This window comes from Paenibacillus sp. JQZ6Y-1 (assembly GCF_040719145.1).
In the GTDB taxonomy this organism is placed as follows: Bacteria; Bacillota; Bacilli; order Paenibacillales; family Paenibacillaceae; genus Saccharibacillus; species Saccharibacillus kandeliae.
The window spans coordinates 138474-155525 of sequence record NZ_JBFDUZ010000001.1 but is presented as its reverse complement, the minus strand read 5'-3'; the positions used below and the strand labels follow the sequence as shown (position 1 = coordinate 155525).

Annotated in this window: 12 protein-coding genes; 5 read left to right on the top strand and 7 right to left on the bottom strand. The window is 46.9% G+C overall.

Features of this window, described 5'->3' with window-relative positions; all coding sequences use genetic code 11:
- Positions 1-768: 768 nt before the first annotated feature.
- The 5 genes from ABXR35_RS00640 to ABXR35_RS00620 all read right to left on the bottom strand — a co-directional run bounded on the left by ABXR35_RS00640 (position 769) and on the right by ABXR35_RS00620 (position 7796).
- The gene (locus ABXR35_RS00640; RefSeq protein ID WP_367061030.1) at positions 769-1749 is read right to left on the bottom strand and encodes an aldo/keto reductase; all 981 of its coding nucleotides are present in this window, start codon (positions 1747-1749) and stop codon (positions 769-771) included.
- 345 nt (positions 1750-2094) lie between these two features.
- Positions 2095-3063: a hypothetical protein gene (locus tag ABXR35_RS00635; protein WP_367054025.1), complete on the bottom strand. Its 969-nt coding sequence runs from the start codon at positions 3061-3063 to the stop codon at positions 2095-2097.
- Between the two features lie 701 nt (positions 3064-3764).
- Positions 3765-5270, bottom strand: a complete 1506-nt coding sequence (locus ABXR35_RS00630; RefSeq protein WP_367054022.1) for a copper amine oxidase N-terminal domain-containing protein — start codon at positions 5268-5270, stop codon at positions 3765-3767.
- Between the two features lie 155 nt (positions 5271-5425).
- The gene (locus ABXR35_RS00625; protein ID WP_367054019.1) at positions 5426-6571 is read right to left on the bottom strand and encodes a S1C family serine protease; all 1146 of its coding nucleotides are present in this window, start codon (positions 6569-6571) and stop codon (positions 5426-5428) included.
- 13 nt (positions 6572-6584) lie between these two features.
- Entirely contained in the window at positions 6585-7796 is a 1212-nt protein-coding gene (locus tag ABXR35_RS00620; RefSeq protein ID WP_367061027.1) for an FxLYD domain-containing protein, read from the bottom strand.
- Between ABXR35_RS00620 and ABXR35_RS24065 the strand changes: the two genes are divergently transcribed.
- Both ABXR35_RS24065 and infC read left to right on the top strand, forming a co-directional pair.
- Positions 7781-8017 carry a hypothetical protein gene (locus ABXR35_RS24065; protein ID WP_495525201.1) on the top strand — a complete coding sequence of 79 codons (237 nt, stop codon included), beginning with the start codon at positions 7781-7783 and terminating at the stop codon, positions 8015-8017. The genes ABXR35_RS00620 and ABXR35_RS24065 overlap by 16 nt on opposite strands.
- Before the next feature lie 315 nt (positions 8018-8332).
- On the top strand, positions 8333-8812 hold the full coding sequence (gene infC, locus ABXR35_RS00615) for a translation initiation factor IF-3 (protein ID WP_367054016.1): 480 nt from the start codon (positions 8333-8335) through the stop codon (positions 8810-8812).
- A gap of 124 nt (positions 8813-8936) precedes the next feature.
- Here infC and ABXR35_RS00610 read toward each other — a convergent pair whose 3' ends face one another.
- Together ABXR35_RS00610 and ABXR35_RS00605 are read right to left on the bottom strand one after the other, a co-directional pair.
- The gene (locus ABXR35_RS00610) at positions 8937-12389 is read right to left on the bottom strand and encodes a PAS domain S-box protein (RefSeq protein WP_367054013.1); all 3453 of its coding nucleotides are present in this window, start codon (positions 12387-12389) and stop codon (positions 8937-8939) included.
- A gap of 65 nt (positions 12390-12454) precedes the next feature.
- Positions 12455-13372, bottom strand: a complete 918-nt coding sequence (locus tag ABXR35_RS00605; RefSeq protein WP_367054010.1) for a PD-(D/E)XK nuclease family protein — start codon at positions 13370-13372, stop codon at positions 12455-12457.
- A gap of 355 nt (positions 13373-13727) precedes the next feature.
- Between ABXR35_RS00605 and ABXR35_RS00600 the strand changes: the two genes are divergently transcribed.
- The 3 genes from ABXR35_RS00600 (at position 13728) to ABXR35_RS00590 (ending at position 17036) form a co-directional block, all read left to right on the top strand.
- Positions 13728-14747: a LacI family DNA-binding transcriptional regulator gene (locus ABXR35_RS00600; protein ID WP_367061024.1), complete on the top strand. Its 1020-nt coding sequence runs from the start codon at positions 13728-13730 to the stop codon at positions 14745-14747.
- Between the two features lie 601 nt (positions 14748-15348).
- On the top strand, positions 15349-16275 hold the full coding sequence (locus ABXR35_RS00595) for an aldo/keto reductase (protein WP_367054007.1): 927 nt from the start codon (positions 15349-15351) through the stop codon (positions 16273-16275).
- Positions 16272-17036 carry a sugar phosphate isomerase/epimerase family protein gene (locus ABXR35_RS00590; RefSeq protein ID WP_367054004.1) on the top strand — a complete coding sequence of 255 codons (765 nt, stop codon included), beginning with the start codon at positions 16272-16274 and terminating at the stop codon, positions 17034-17036. The genes ABXR35_RS00595 and ABXR35_RS00590 overlap by 4 nt, the downstream gene beginning before the upstream one ends.
- The last annotated feature ends 16 nt before the right edge of the window (positions 17037-17052 follow it).

The following is a 17052-nucleotide window of genomic DNA, read 5'->3' as shown; positions in this document are numbered from 1 at the left end:
GATAAATTTTCCATTTTATACGATTCTCAATACTTTTTTTCAATTGCTGAATTCCTTGTTACAAAAGGAATACATGGGATTCTCATCTCGTTTTTATGCTGTTATAAGTATATGAAGTGTTTTAACCCTTGGTATAATAAGGTTTTTAGCAACTGATACATAAATCGTCCAATTCCATAGTTCGGTAAAAACATTCGTTCTGATTTATCCTTTACGTAAGCGATTTAAATTATTACAATTTGGTTACAAAAATAGTTTTGCTGTCATTTTATAAGATAAATATTCCAATCATAAAACATATGTTCGTTTATATTCCATAAAATTGTAAATTTATTTATTGTATTTGGTATGTCAAAGATCGCGTAATGATGCTGAATGGCTCTGTTTGCATGTCAGGTTTGACTATGATTTTCTTAAACGATGTCAGGATTGAAAAGGTTACAAATACGTTTTTGCGTAAAGAGATGAAAGGTTTTCATGTTCTGCACTTCGCTTTTCTCATAAGTCGTCTCACTATATCACTGGCTACAATCAACTACGTTATAGACGATATGCTTTACTTTGGAGCATGAAAAAGCCGCCCTTCCTCTACATATAGACAGAGAAAAGGCAGCTTTTTATATGATTATGAGGTTGTTTTGCTAACGAGTTTGCTATACGATCACAAACGTTTTCGATTGACGATCTTATATGAATGATGCGCTTGTGTTGGTAATAAGCTCATTTCAATGGTATACACCATCGCTATCGCATGAGCGTGCTGATTCATTAAGGCACCATTTGACCGCGTGCGCTAGTATAGAGCTGGTACCACTCGTCCCGGCTCATTTGCTCTGCCTGATGCTCTGCATCCCGACATGCTTGGATTCGTTCTGGGTTCGTTGTACCGATGATTGGTTGGATCATCGCTGGGTGACGCATTAACCAGCCGAGTACAATCGCTTCTGGTGTCGTATCCTTTTGCTCCGCCAGCTGCTTTACAAGTGCAGCGGTTTTACGGATATGCTCCGGTTCCTTGTCCACGTTGCGACCAGAGAATTTGCCTTGTGCTAATGGTCCCCATGCTTGTAGCTGAATATGACGACTGCGACAGTATTCCATCAGACCATAACCAAAGTTCACATTCGTACCCGCCTGCTGATTCACATGAATATCCTGATCAACAAAATGCAGATGCCCCAGACTCATTTCTAGCTGATTCACAGCGAAGGAATCGGGAATCGCTTGCTGCAAAAATTCAATCTGCGGCGCGCTCATATTGGATACTCCAAAATAGCGAACCTTGCCCGCCGACTTCAATACTGCCAACGCTTCCGCCACTTCGTCTGGCTCCACGAGCGGATCAGGGCGATGCAGCAGCAGTACGTCCAGATAGTCAATGCCTAGACGTTCCAGACTGTCATCGACCGATTGCACGATATGGTCATAGGAGAAATTGAAGCGACCCGGCAATACACCATCCGACAGCTGAATGCCACATTTGGATTGAACAATGATCTGTTCACGCAACTCCGGTTTCGCTTGCAAAATGCGACCGAAAACCTGCTCCGCCTTACCACGTGTATAAATATCCGCATGGTCGAACATCGTAATGCCGATCTCCAGCGCTGCTTCTACTGCTGCTTCTGCTTCCTTTACATGCTGCTCCGTAAATGGCTCGCTATCCCAACTGCCGCCAAATGGCATACAGCCTAGCGCCAGACGGCTTGCATTTACACCACGACGAACCAATGGCATCACTTTATTCATCATCCGTTCCTCCAATTCTGTTGTAGCTTGCAGGTAATGTTCATACGTTACCATGTTCTCACAGATATAGACTACATTACAATAGAACAAACACATTGTCTGTCATTTGCAGATAGTCTCATGCCGTATAGTTACATCATGTCATAACGCAATAGTAAACAGCAAAAAAAGCCTGTACGGTCTGCGAACCGACAGGCTTTTGGAAAGGAATGGTTTAGATGTAGATCATCCATCTAAAGGCTTGGAGAACTATTCGTTGCAAAGTATCCATTGATCAGTGAAGAAAGTATCATCAGCAAAACAAGCAACGTTAGTGAAGCATCTGTTAGTCAAGCACGGATACAATCAATACAGTTCCAATTCGGAAATGCTGATCTGTGCTGGACCGCTATTGCGGCTGATGATCAGTTTGTATTGTTTGTAGGCTTTGGTATTGTCGACTGCATAAGCTTTGGTCACGCCCGCTTCCCAGCGCATCGCGGAAGGAACTTGATGAATCGCTTCTTCCCACTGCTCGCCATCATTGGAGCCAACAAGTATCCATGATACAGGTGCATTGGATTTGTTGTTCACGGTCAGGGAATAACCTTTCACAACGGTTGGCTGGTTAAAGGTGTAGGACAACGATACATCCACATAACGCTGTGAATCAGAGGTCCAACTGCTGTCACCCGTTGTAGAATGATCAAATGCTTTCCAAGCATTTTCTCCATTGACGGAGGCGCTTGCTTTGCCCGTCGCTGGTGTAGATGGTACAAGATTATAATTATTCTCGAATTGGCTCAGCTCCAGATCATCAACTGCTACCCAGTCGCCGCCGTTATTGTCGGAAATGAACAGCGCATAGCCGCTGTAAGCGACATCATTATTCACTTCAAACGTTCGACGTTCACCCGGTTTCCAGTTGCTTTCATCGGATTGCTGATCGATTTCCAACCAGTTGTTGCCGATCTTGCCTGCGAATACCCAGTCTTTTGGGGCGGTATCAGCATCATATGTTGCTGCTTGAACCGTATATTTTGTAATCGTGCGCTTATCGTTAAATTGATAGGAAATACGGGAGGTGCTGCTTGCCGGAGCACGCCAGTAGCTATCTGCGGTAACCGTATTATCAAATGCTCTCCATGCTTCATGACCAGACTCTTCCACGCTTGCGCTCGCTGCACCATTGCTGCCGGTATTGGAAGTCAATGTAGGGACGACATCTTGACTGTACGATAATGCCGAAGCCGTTCCTCCTTGAAATAATGTTCCAACCAGCAATGCTCCAGCCAACAATAACCCATTCTGTTTCTGTCTGTTTAGCAATCCCATATTGTAGATCTCTCCTTCGATTTTGGCGCTTGCGCCGCCATGTGTAATGTTCCATTCATCGCCGGATTAGGATTGCCTATATACGTCCATATCAGAGATTTTACTGATTCTGTCGTACGTACTGCGTTCCCCCATATGTTTTGGACGGGCAAGGCAATGTGTGTTGCATCCCCTTTTGCTCTGTACCTGTCCAGCTCACTGCGAAATTCTGAATGAATAAAATTTCCATGACGGTTTAATAACCATTTTTTTCATAATTGACTCACTTTATTACATAAATAATATTTTGTGTCACTTATAACTAGTCTGTGGAAGCCTATTTCCCCTTTCTATGCCTTAATGTTATACGGTGACAGCTACTGTCTGTTCATTTTGGCGAAAAGAAAAGGGTGATAACAGCGATTCATTGTATGTATGACTAAATTTTAGCCCTATACAGCATTGTTGAAATGATGCAAAATACTCATTTATAATTGTTTTGTTTATTGCTCCTCCTACCTCTGTTTTTTGGCAAAATCCTGCCATTGCTCTCTAACTAATATGGCAAATCGCAGCGTATTTCGATGTTATCCGACAAGGGCTTAATGTTGTATATACCCTTTTTCGCAACCATGTAAAAACAAAACACCAAAAAAAGGGCAATTCCTCGATTCGGAATTGCCCTTTTCGCTATTTTGATATGGTTATTCGCAAGTATGAAATTATTTGCGTTCAATGATGATGTCGCCGGAGCTGGATGTTACTGTAGCCCCAAGCCATCCCGCAACAGCGCGCACAGGGACATACGTTTTACCTTTGACCTGAATCACGCTCGCTGGCAATGTTTTGGCTTGACCATCAACGGTTGCCTTTTTGGAATTGACCTTCAGCACCGTGACTGCACCGGTAATATCATCGGTGAAGGTCAGCTGCTTGGTGGACGCATTCCATTGCATCTTCGCATCCAATGCCTCCGCAAGATCTTTGGCAGGGATATAGGAAATTTTGTTACGGACGATCAGATCGTCATAATCGGAGTAAGGTCCGACATAGACGGTTTTACTGCTAATGTTCGCCAGTTGGAGTAGCTTGCCAATTGGCGATGAAGCATCAAAGTTGCGCAGGATCGTACCCGGCGTCGTATCGTCGTTAATATTCAATACGCCCCTGCTCACATCGACCGGCTCGGCGGTTACGTTGCCATTGATATTCCACGCATTGCTTTCGGTATGAATATTGATAGAGGTATAATCCATCGAACCATCCTTCGGCAATGCAATGGTCAGATCAAAATTCTGCTTACGTGCATGCAGATCGCTGTCAAAATACACATCTGCCGTTACACGCGTTTCGGGTCCGAAGACGGTGTTAAAGCTCTCATTGTCCCGCACGTCGGCAAGATTCTGATCATACTCTTGCAGTACTTCATCCAATGTTTCTTTGACAGCGGTATATCCTTCTTCGATAAAGGTATCGCGATTGGCAAACATCGATCCAGATGAAGCTTCGCTACCTGCGCTCTGAGCAATAATAGGCGCATAATAATCATAAAACGCACCGATCAGATCTTTGATACCCTGCTCATCACTCGCAATGCTGGTCAAGAATGGCTTCACCAGCTCCAACACTTCTTTGCCATCCAATTCGGTATGCAGGCGTGTCAGATCGAGCGTTTCGCCATACACATCCGCACTTACAGAATCAACCGCAATATTGGATGGGTTCGGCAGATGTTTGAATAGGAAAGCAGCAGCTACTTTTGTAAATTCGCGCTGTTGTTCTTGCACTAACGAAAAGCTAAACCCTGCACTACTTAGCCCAGTAGCCTGTTCGTAGAGTGAATAAGATATGTATATCGGCTGCTTAGCTCCTTCCAGATCAATGGTTACTCCGTCATCATTCATATACAGATGGAACGGAAGCCGTTGTCCCACATATTCGACTGCTCCGGTTACGGATAGCTTGGTTGGGCTTTCCATTTTGGCATGGTCGATGATCAGTTTGCTGTTATTCAGCACCTCCGCAATCATCACATTTTGTGCACTAGCAGAAGCGGCAGGCGTCAGATGCACCGACAAGGTCTGATTGGATTCAATCGACTGGACATCCAGATTGCTAATCATCGCCTTTTGAATATCTAGACTGCCTACGGATTGACAACCGGACAGCACGATCAGCAACAATACCAGTGGAAGCATCGTCCACAAGGTCGTTTTTCTTTTTCTCATAATGTTCCCCTTTCTATGATTGACTTCGCTTTCATTATCCCAGTTTAAACAGGTTTTGTAAAACAGATTGGAAATAAATATCCATTCGCTCCCCCTGTGATGGATGCGAATGGATACTTGGGAATAGAAGGCTTACACTCATGTAAAATCAAAGATCAATTCTGCACTTTTTCGCCTTTGCCGCTAATGATTTTCAAAATATCATTCTCATAGCCGACTACATAGGTCAGCTTATACATACTGGTTGTATTAACATTATCCTTGCGCTCGTCGGCGGTAATGTGTACCGTGACGCTCACCTGATCGCCGGAAGCGGTAGACGCGATGGAATCGACGCTCACATAGCCGGTGTTGATATAGCCCTGCCTGAATTCTGCATAATCGGTATGCCCTTGCCAGTTGCTGCCGAGCAAGGAATATGCCGTGACATAATCCTGCGTATTCAGATTGTCATAAAAGTAATTGACGAGATATTCTGCATATTCCTCGACAGACATCTCTTCCGAGGATTCGTCGTCTGTGGCGGCAGACTCTGTGCCTTCTGGCAATTCACTCATTGGCTTGGCAGACCATTGCTTCACGGTGTCCTTGATCTCGGAGATTGGAATACTGAACCCAATCGTATTCGATTCACTTGCCATTGCGGAATTGATCCCTAGCACTTCACCCGTATCCGCCTGAATCAGCGGACCACCGCTATTGCCCGGCGCAATCGGTGCAGAGATTTGATACAGATTGCGATATACATACGGATCAATCGTAAAATCGCGCCCTACGCCGCTGATAATGCCGGTTGTGATCGTATTTTGCAAACCGAGCGGGCTACCGAGCGCCAGCACATCGTCACCGACTTCCGCCGTTTTCTTGGTCGATAGCTGCAATGGCTCTGTTCCTGCCAATTTTGGTACACGCACTAGTGCAATATCGGTCTGGGTACCAATGCCGATCACTTTGCCATCCAGTATGCGCGCGTCCGCTGTTTTGACTTTGACCTGTTTCACGCCGGATACAACATGGGCGTTCGTAATCACATCGCCTTGATCGTTATACAAAAAGCCCGAACCGAGCGAGCCTGCTTCGGTTTCCAGCATGACTACTTTTTTCTGGGTTGTAAAAATAACGTCCTTCAGCGTTTGACTTCCACCTGCTGCGGCAGATGCTTTGCCCACCGAAGCGTCGGCGAGCAACACCTTGGAGGACAATTGCTGCGGTACAGCACGATTAATGTACACAATAGAGCCAACACCTGCGGCAACGATCAATACGCTGGCAATACTGCTAATGATCCATGATTTGCTCATCTGTTCATCCCCCTCAATCCAGATACCACGTGATATGATCCACCTGAATGGTCACCTGCTCATACCAGCCATATTCGTAAGAGCTATACGTTCCACTTTCGCCCGGTTGCAGATAATAAGGCTCGACGACAGCGGACGAGGAGAACAGATAGTTACCATTGGCATCATAAGCGGAATATTCCACATCCACCGAATAAATCGGACGAGTAGCCACATTCTCTACACTACCGGAAATTTCAATGTCTCCGTACTCGTTCAAGACGGCGGTTACATCAGATGGCTCCACAGCGGCAGTACGATTATTGAGGTCTTCTTGCTCCGCCTGTTGCTCTGCACGTTCGATCCGCTGCTGTTCTGCCTGCTCGAATGCTTGCTGCTGCGATTGGATACGCTGCTGTAACGATTTGAGCTTGTCGTTATCTTCATCATATTGCAGCCCGAGCTTGACGGTAGCAGTCGCAGAAGTGAAATCGTTTTTTTGCAGCTGGTTTTCAGCGTTTTTCAGACTTAAATTGACGATCTTGTTCACGATCAAGGTCTTCACTTCGTCGGCTTCGTTGCTATCCAGACGTTCCACTTCATCCAGCTTGTACGCCAGCGCTTCCACGGTATCCAATCCGTCTAGCTCCTGCTTGACCTTGAGCACCGCTAGCAGATCCTGATTGCGGGCAGCCAGTTTTTTCTCACGGGTAAAAATCGATTCCTTCCGTTGATCCAGCGTTTTCTGCAAGGTCGTCAGCGACTTTTCTGCAGGAGTCAGCTGATTTTGCTTCAACTTTGAGGCTACGGCTTGCAGCTTGTCATGAATGCGATGCGCCGTCTGCACAATCGTCAGATCAGACGATAACGCCTTGTGATCCGGTCGCAACGTCAGCGCCGATTGTAGCTGCTGCTCCGAGTCTTCGTACTTGCCCTGTAGAGCAAGCTGCTGCGCCTGCTGATGAAACGCCACCACTTGACGATTGATCTGCTGCTGATGCTGATACCAAGCATTCACACATATAGCGGCAGCAATCAATAGGATGACAGGCACGATCCACGGCAATGCCTTACGTAGCTTACCAAACCGCGACGGGCGATCATTACGACTTAGACTGTCAGACAATGCAGACGTGCGATCTGGTCGATACCCATCATCATCCAATGGCAAAAGAACAGCTGTAGGTTCATCCTCTTCTGGATCTGCTTGCGCATAGTATGGATCATAAGATGATGACGGCGACAACGATGACTCGTCATTTGTTGTTGACGACTTCGATTCCGGTGAATTCAAGTCAGTTGGAACAACCGATGATGGCGATTGTATGGAATCATCGGAATGTGGAGCACTGGATTGGTGATCTAACGGCGAATGTTCGGTATCCGGCTGCATCCGGGCACCGCATCGATTGCAAAACACAGCGTCATCTGGTTGTTTGGAGCCACATTGATTGCAGTACATCATAACCCCCTGTTGCATACAGGCTTTTCTTTTAGCGCCCCGTATCGATTGAGGCTTATCTACGATCAGTGCCTGATGCTGTCTTGGAATATAATCTTTGTTTTGATTAAAATATATCATATTTCATTGAATATCAGGTTATTTTTTCCTGTTATTCAAATAGAGAGCATTTGTGTTTGTGAAGGTTTGTATTTAAGATGGAATAGGTATGCCTGTAGGCTTGTATATAGGAGCATCGCAGGATGTATGTTGCAAAGCATATCACTTTATCAAAACCCCGCAGGATCTTTTTCCATTCATGCGGTATGGAGGATATTCATATGATCAAAAACGAGAAAATTAAAGCATCCGAAGTGCATGTGACCGGGATCAACGGCGAAGATCTGGGTGTGATGCCAACCAAGGAAGCATTGCAATTGGCACGACAATTAAAGGTGGATCTGGTCTGCACGTCCCTATTCAGCAGCCCACCGCCATGTCAGCTGATTGGTGCCGGCGCTGCCAAACAGCAAAAGCAGCAAGAAGCGCGCAAGGATCGTCCAGTTAAGGTCAAAGAAATTCGCCTGACTGCTAATATTGAGGATCACGATTTGGATACGAAAAAGAATCAAGCGGAACGCTTGCTGCAATCGGGCAATTCGGTACAGCTGGTCGTAAAGACCAAAAACAGCAAAGAATCGGGAGTGGCTCGTCAATTGCTAGAAGAATTAACCCGCGACCTAAAGCCTTACGGCAAACCGACCACAGGCATTCAAGTGAGCGGCAAGCAGGCGATGGTACAGCTGGATTCCAATCAATAAGAAGCATGTGCTCATCTTCTATTCGATAGACAATATAAACAGCCGTATCCCTTTGGTTTATCACATAAACACAAAAGGATACGGCTGTTTTATTCAGGCTACATTGTTATATAGGGACCATGCTTCATCGCTCCGCATGACGACCCGCTACTAGCTGACTGCATTCTTCCAAGACACGACGCAATTCCGCCGTCATGATCGGCTTGCTGACAAAATCGTGCATGCCCGCTTCCAGACAACGCTGGCGATCTTCCATTCGAGCAAAGGCGGTAATACCAACAATGCGCGGTTCATGCTGTGGAATCTGTGCATAATGCTGCAAAATGCGCTGCGTCGCTTCAATCCCATTCATTTCCGGCATTTGCACATCCATCAGGATCAGATCATACGGCTGCTCCGACGCATACTGGACAGCTTCTAGCCCATTCACTGCCAAATCCGCCGTACAAGCAAACCGCTTCAGCATGGACAGTAATACATGCTGGTTCGATGGATGATCCTCAGCGATTAGAATGCGCAATTCGGAAAAAGCATCTTCGCTAGTTGCCGTCGCTTTGTCCTCCGGTGCCAACCGATTGACCACATCCGGCAATTCTGCTGTCAAAGGCTTGAGCGTTTCCAGCTTCAACACAAAGCGGAAGGTAGCGCCCTGATTCTCCTGACTGCTCACATCAATACTGCCACCCATCAGCTCTACCAGCTTGCGACAAATGGATAAACCGAGCCCCGTGCCACCATATTTGCGATTCCAAACCGGATGCAGCTGGGAGAACGGCTGGAACAGCAAATGCTGCTGCTCTGCCGCAATACCAATGCCCGTATCACTAACGGCAAATTCCAGCCAAATGTCGGTCTGACACGAGGTCTGCCCTTCTTCCCGACTCAATGGGCGGACACTAACTGCAATTTGACCCTGATCGGTAAATTTGACCGCATTGCCGACTAGATTAATCAGAATCTGACGAATCCGTCCTTCATCGCCTAGCAGCAAATCCGGTATGCTCGGATCGATAGTCACAGTCAAGACGTTTTGCTTTTCCGTTGCCCGCAGCAAGAACAGCTCAGCAACATGATCTAGCATGACCGCAATATCGAACGGCTCCGGTTCCAGTGTCAGCATACCTGCTTCCACTTTGCTAAAATCAAGAATTTCGTTCAGCAGCTGCAATAAGGTTTCGCTGCTATTCATCACAATATCCAGATAACTATGTTGCTGCTCATCCAGCTCGGTATCCGCTAGCAACCCAGTCATACCAATAATGCCGTTCATCGGTGTGCGTAGCTCATGACTCATCACGGATAGAAACTCTGACTTAGCGCGATCAGCGCGTTCTGCCGATTCTTTGGCACGCAAAATTTCCTTCTGATCGGTAATATCGCGGAAAACGATAACTGCCCCGCGCTGCTCGCCCTGCTCATATACAGGTGTTACTCGATAAGCGGCGAGGAAGCTGGAACCGTCACTTTTCCAGAATACCGTCTCCTGCTCCAAATTGGGCGTACCCTGCCGAATCGCTTGAATGATCGGCGATTGCTCGTTCAGCACATCGAAATTGTAATATCCTTTATGCCATTCCGGCTGACCTGCTTGCTCCTGTTCATCCAGCTGGTGCATATTCAGTCCCAGCATCTCCGCACCCGTGCGATTGATAAAGATTCCTCTGCCATCGGCATCTACACTGAATATGCCCTCGGATACCGAATCAAGAATCAATGCACGCTCATTGCCAAGCTTTTCGATCATATGAATATACCGCTTCAGCTCTGTTGTCTCCGTCACGATGCCGTATAAACCAATCACCTTCGTATCCGACAGAATCGGCACATTGACCACATCCGCCGAGAAGATCGAGCCATCCTTACGCAGAATATTCACTTCGTACATCTGTGGAACACCCTGACGGGCAAGATCGGCGTGATAGCGGATTTTACGCGTATCCGATTTGCCGAAAAAGGAAAAGACTTGCATCCCGATCAGCTCATGCCGCGAATACCCCGTCAGCTCTTCCAAGCTGCTGTTCACGGATAGGAAATGACCATCCAAGTCTACGGCACATACGCCGGACGGATTGTTTTCAAATAAGGAACGGTAGCGATGCTCACTATCGCGCAGCACCATTTCCAAATATTTGCGTTCCGTAATATCACGGGAGACAGCGGTATAGGTATACCGGTTCTCCTGCTCGTTATACATGTACCGGCTTAGTGTCTCAAACCAGACATAGTTACCATTTTTGTGCCGATACCGAAAGACGAGTGTATCGCTATGATGACTATCCAGCTTGCGAATATGCTCCACATAGGCGCGCAGCTTGTCACGATCCTCTGGGTGTACATAGTCAAAGCAATCTTCTCCGACCATCTCCTGCGGCTGATAACCAAGCAACGTCAGACTGGCAGGCGAAGCATACAAAAAGGTACACTGCTCATCATCCTGATGACGCGAGATCAGATCCAGTGAGTGATCGGTAATCATACGGTAATTATGCTCGCTAATACGCAGCTGCTCACTCATCATATATTGTTCGGTCACATCCTGAGCGATGCCGATCATTTGCAGCGGATTCCCAGTCTGCTTATCGGTAATCACTTCCCAGCGTGTCTGCACGGTCTTCTGGATACCGTCTGGCAGCACAATGCGGTATGTGTTCGCTCCGCCCTCTCCCAGCTCCAAAGCTCGTTGCAGACATTCCGTTACATAGCTGAGATCGTCAGGATGAATGGTGGACAGATACGATGCTGGATCATGCTCTATTGGCTTCATCGCATATCCAAAAATACGCAGCACATCCTTGGAGAAGTGAATGACACCTGCTTTTATATCCCAATCCCATGCTCCGATACGTGCCATTCGATGCGCGCGTGACACAATATCCTCCTGCGTTTTACGCACAGTAACATCCTGCAAAATACATAAAAAACGTGATGGTTTATCCTTTTCTTCATCCAGCCGTTGCACAAAGCCTTCCAGCCACACATCATGACCATCCTTGTGCCGGATACGACGGATAAAGGTACGCTCTACCTGCTGCAACCGCTCCTTTTCCGATGCCTGTTCATCTGTGTAGCAGTATAGCGAATAGCTGCTGCCTACGATTTCTTCTGGCTCATAACCTAGCACACTACGAACCGACGAGGACGCATATAGCAGCTTTCCATCCGATGAGCTGATTGCCACAATTCCCGCCCCCTGCTGAGTGACGAGGGAATATAGATTTTTGGAAACTGGCTCGGTTTGCTCGGGTATCTCTTGCGCATACAGAATCATATATTGCAGCGGCATGTCCGGTTGCTCTGGATAAAAGGAAGCATGCAGCGATACCCAGATCGGTTGCCGATCTCCACGAAGGATGCGTCGCTCTACCGTATGCTGACTGCGGTTATTCAGCCAGATCGGTGCAAGCTGCTGCTGATTCAGACGGATACGTAGCTCGTCTTCCTCTTCCTCCAGCAACCGGCATAATGCCGGATTCACATACAAACATTCACCCTGCGGTGAAAAAATAGCATGCCCGGTTGGCGTATGCCGATATATGTGCATCAACAGGGACATATCCGGTACAGAGCCTGTATCCAATATTCCAACCTCCTTGTTCCTCTACGACTGATTTGATGGTTATAGCTTTTCGAGCAAGGCGATAGTTATACCATACTGGCGCTGCACATTTCACGGAAGTTGCAGTCCCTGCATTTACGCGCCGAAGGCATGGGGGTAAAAAACGTTTCCGGCTTGGGACGGTTGTAATAATCGTCATCCAAACAGGATTTCATCTCTTCAATATAGCGTCCAATATTGCGCTCCACCCGATCAATATCATCACGGGTAACGCTGTATTCCTGATGATCACCGGTAATCAGATATTCGACGCGAATGATAATCTGATCCAGCGGCAGATTATACTTTTCCTGTACATACGACGCGTACAGATACAGCTGATCGGAAAAGTCATCCTCGCGTCCCGTTTTCCAATCCACAATTACCACTTTGTGATCGGGACGACGGTACAGTAAGTCCATTTTGACGTAGACTTTGGTATCGAACAGGATCATATTGTCCCATTTCTCGATTTCTAATATATTCATGCCCGGTTGGCTAACTTCCTGCCAAGTGCGAGTAACATATAAATGACGAACGCATTCCTGCTGTCGCTCGCGAATGGTGGAAATGCGACTAGTTAGCGTATCATCGCCGTAATACACCTCGGACAGCATGATATGATGCTTCGGATTCCGCATCCAAGCATCGCGATCCTTGGATTGCACATACGCATCGTTGAGCAGCTGCCGCATCGTATGGGACAAAAATTCAGGGCGCGGTGCCTGCTTGCCCTCGTCTAGCTGGCGCAGTGCCGATTCGCACATTCGATGCGCCAAATCTCCGAACAACAGGTAAAAGTTACGCAGCTGCTTCAACCGATAGGCATGTACCTGCTCTGGCGAACCGAGCCGGTCATTCCAGCCGTTATGTGCAGCGTAGTAGTGAAAATAATATTTTCGCAGACATTCATCAAACATATTGGCCCTGGATTGCGAGTAGGACCATTGTGGGTATTGTGCCATTCCAGACAGCCTTTCTGCATAAATTGAAATATATCTCCTATCAACGATCCAGCTACAGCTTGTAGGATGTTCAATATAGGGTTGAGTAAAACGTCATTGTGATCGTAATACAATATTGTATAGCTTTTAAATTATACCAGACCCTGCGCCAGAACTCCCTATGCAATCTGCAATTTTCCCTAATGCTGCTTGCAATGCTAAATTTTGCAGATTATGGAGTTTGCGGATTGACGAAAAGGAATGCAATCGTCAAAATATGATTACGAAGACCCAATCACATCCATAGGTGCGCTCGATTTCCATTTGACGCGTGCCGAATTTCCATTTTTCATGAAGGGAGCTGAATCGATTGACCGTGAAAATCAAAGATGTGGCACAGCGAGCAGGCGTATCTGTTACCAGTGTCTCCCGCGTGCTAAACGGAGAAAAGTATGTAAGCGAGGACATTCTGCAACGGGTCAATGAAGCGATTGAGGAGCTGAATTATTCTCCTAGTCATATCGCCCGCAGTCTCAAAAAGCAAAAAACCAATACGATCGGTGTGATCGTGCCAGATCTAACCTCCAACTTCTATTCCACGATCCTGAGCAGCATTGAAGAAACGGCAAGCAAATATGGTTATAACCTGATCGTATGTAATATTGCCGAGAATCTGAGCAAGGAACTGAAGTACTTGCATATTTTTCAAGAGATGCGTGTGGAAGGCATTATTATCATGCACGAGAAAACGAATGACGAGATCGTCAGCTTTATCCGCAATGCGACGATGCCTGTCCTCTTTTCCAGCGTGCAATCACCCGATCCAGCCTTTGTCTCCGTCTTGATCGACGACTACAAAGCCGCCTTCGATGCAACGGAATATTTGATCCAATCTGGGCATACGGAGATTTCGTATTTGGGCGGTGATCTGGAAGATGTAACCTCTGGGCAAAATCGATATAACGGGTTCCGTGATGCATTGAACAAGCATGGCATTCACATTGCTGACGAATATATCAAATTTGGCGACTACAAGCTGCCTAGCGGACATGCGCTAATGGATGAGCTGCTGCGTCTGAAGAAGCGACCAACGGTAGTATTTGCCGCTAGCGATGATATGGCAGTTGGTGCATTGAATTGTGCATTGGATCGCGGGTTGCGCGTACCGCAGGACATATCTATCATGGGCTTTGACGGTAGTAATATTACCGATATTGTGCGTCCGTCCATCACCTCCATGCAGCAGCCGATCTATGAAATGGGTCAGGTATCGCTGGAAAATCTGCATCGCCTTATTATCCATGCTAAAAACAAGCCCCGCGCTGACATCATGCTTCAGCATCAACTGGTAGTTCGTGAAAGCTGCAAGATCATCCCATCCTCTGCTTCCGTGTAAAAGAAGGGTCCGTGCCACGGGCATGCCCCTTTTTGCCACAGGGCTATGCAACAAAAATGTTTACGCTTACAAAAAAGTATGGTATCGTTACCAGAAAGAAAACAAATTTTAAATTTTACTTGTCAATTTGAAATCATGCGTAATATAATGTCTCATATCAACAGAATTTGTCGAATATTTTTCTTGAAAAATCGCTTTATGAGTAATGTAAGTTAACATTGAAATTCTATACACTCACCTCATTCTTTTCATATTCGTTATACTCATCATTTCATGTCAGATTTATCTTCTGTGGCTTTTGTTCATTCAGCAGTATGGTTTTACCGTATGAATGTTCCTTCCTCCACGATCCTACCATCCCTTGTTTATTATCATTCATTCGGCTCATCAGAACAGTAGACGATGTATACTCTCTCTATGTTGTACAGCTATTGCACGTATCTGGTATCGATTTCAGATGGTCTCATTTGGATACATCAACCAATGCTCTGGAATCGATACCAGATTCTATAAAAGAGGCTTCTCCTTGAAGCCCACCATCTTGTATAAAGCAATAAAACCATATCTGGTATCGATACCAGAATACAGGGGGAATGTTCACTTGACCAACGTAACGGTAGCCGGAATTTCACTATCACCGCTTATTATCGGTACAGGCGATCTGTCTAGAATGGATGGCACTTGGGTATTGGATGAATTTGTTGCTGCTGGCGGAACGACCATCGATATGGCGTATCAGTACACCGGTAGTGAAGAGATCATCGGACGCTGGATGGCGGAACAGGGGAATCGCCAGCAGCTAGTGCTACTCAGCAAATGCTGTCATCCACTCAAAGGCGATCCAACGCCACGCGTCACACCGGATGATATTACGCATGATCTGCTCATCAGTCTGGAACGGTTGCGTACCGATCATATCGATCTGTATGCTCTGCATCGCGACAACGTTAACGTACCAGTGGAGCCAATTATTGATACGCTAAATGAGCATCTGCAAGCAGGACGCATTCGCGCACTTGGTGCTTCCAATTGGAGCTGGCAGCGAATTCAGGAAGCGAACGATTATGCCGCCGCCAACGGATTGCAGGGCTTCAGCTTTAACAGTCCGAACCTGTCACTGGCGGTAGCGCTGGAAGCACGCTGGCCAGGCTGCGTATCCGCAGATGCAGACACCGTGCAATGGCACACACGCAACCAGCTGCCACTATTATCATGGTCAGCGCAGGCAGGCGGATTTTTCTCCGGTGCCTTCTCGCCAGATGATCGCTCCAATGAAGAAATGGTGCGCGTGTATTACAGCGAATCGAACTGGGAACGGTATCGCCGGACGGTTCAGCTAGCAGAAGAACATGGCGTAACACCAACGCAGATTGCCCTCTACTTTGTCCTACATCGCCCGTTTCCAACCGCTGCCATTATCGGGCCACGCAGCAGCGATGAGCTGACTCAATCGCTGAATGTGCTGACATTGAATATTTCTGACGACGATTTGCAATGGATCAATTTGGAGAAGGAGGAACGAGCATGATTCAGGAGAAACTGGCTGCGCAATTGTTTACCGTACGCAATGAATTGAAAAAGGATTATGTCGGCACCTTGAAGCTGCTGGCAGAGATGGGCTGGAAAGCAGTACAGATCGACGGGCTACATGGCAATGATCCGGTAGAGATTGCCGCCGCCGCGAAGGAGCTGGGGTTGAAGATTGCAGGCATGCACGTTGGACTAGAGCGTATGCGAAGTGATCTAGACAATGTGCTGCGCGAAGCCGATCTATTTGAGACGCCAGACATGATCTGCCATTCACTGCCCGATGAACATAAGAACGCTGCCGGATACGAATTTGTACGACGCGAGTTGCGCCACGTATCATCCATCGTCTCGCCGCGCGGCTATCGGGTTGGCTTTCACAATCACGATTGGGAATTTCATACGATGATGGGCGAGCAATACGCACTGCAATATTTGCTAGATTACGATTCACAAGCGCCGGTTTACGCCGAGATTGATACGTACTGGGTGCAGAAAGCAGGACGCGATCCATTGAGCGTGATTAGCCAGTATAGCGGGCGGATGCCCATTTTGCATCTCAAGGATATGACCTCCGATGGACAGGAATATTTTGCTGAAATCGGTAGTGGCATCATCGACTTTGTCCCCGTACTGCAATGGGGCGAACAGAATGGCGTTCAGTTTTATGCAGTTGAGCAGGATTATTGTCCTGGTTCCCCCTTGGACAGTCTGGAACAGAGCCTACGTTATCTGGAACAGCTAGTTGTCCCCCTACGCTAATATCGCCGATGCCTGC

Excerpts from the sequence above, each read along its gene's own strand:
- ABXR35_RS00640 (WP_367061030.1), bottom strand. The coding sequence starts at position 1,749 with ATGAATAAAGTGATGCCATTGGTTCGTCGTGGTGTAAATGCAAGCCGT.
- ABXR35_RS00635 (WP_367054025.1), bottom strand. The coding sequence starts at position 3,063 with ATGGGATTGCTAAACAGACAGAAACAGAATGGGTTATTGTTGGCTGGA.
- ABXR35_RS00630 (WP_367054022.1), bottom strand. The coding sequence starts at position 5,270 with ATGAGAAAAAGAAAAACGACCTTGTGGACGATGCTTCCACTGGTATTG.
- ABXR35_RS00625 (WP_367054019.1), bottom strand. The coding sequence starts at position 6,571 with ATGAGCAAATCATGGATCATTAGCAGTATTGCCAGCGTATTGATCGTT.
- ABXR35_RS24065 (WP_495525201.1), top strand. The coding sequence starts at position 7,781 with ATGATGACGGCGACAACGATGACTCGTCATTTGTTGTTGACGACTTCG.
- infC (WP_367054016.1), top strand. The coding sequence starts at position 8,333 with ATGATCAAAAACGAGAAAATTAAAGCATCCGAAGTGCATGTGACCGGG.
- ABXR35_RS00605 (WP_367054010.1), bottom strand. The coding sequence starts at position 13,372 with ATGGCACAATACCCACAATGGTCCTACTCGCAATCCAGGGCCAATATG.
- ABXR35_RS00590 (WP_367054004.1), top strand. The coding sequence starts at position 16,272 with ATGATTCAGGAGAAACTGGCTGCGCAATTGTTTACCGTACGCAATGAA.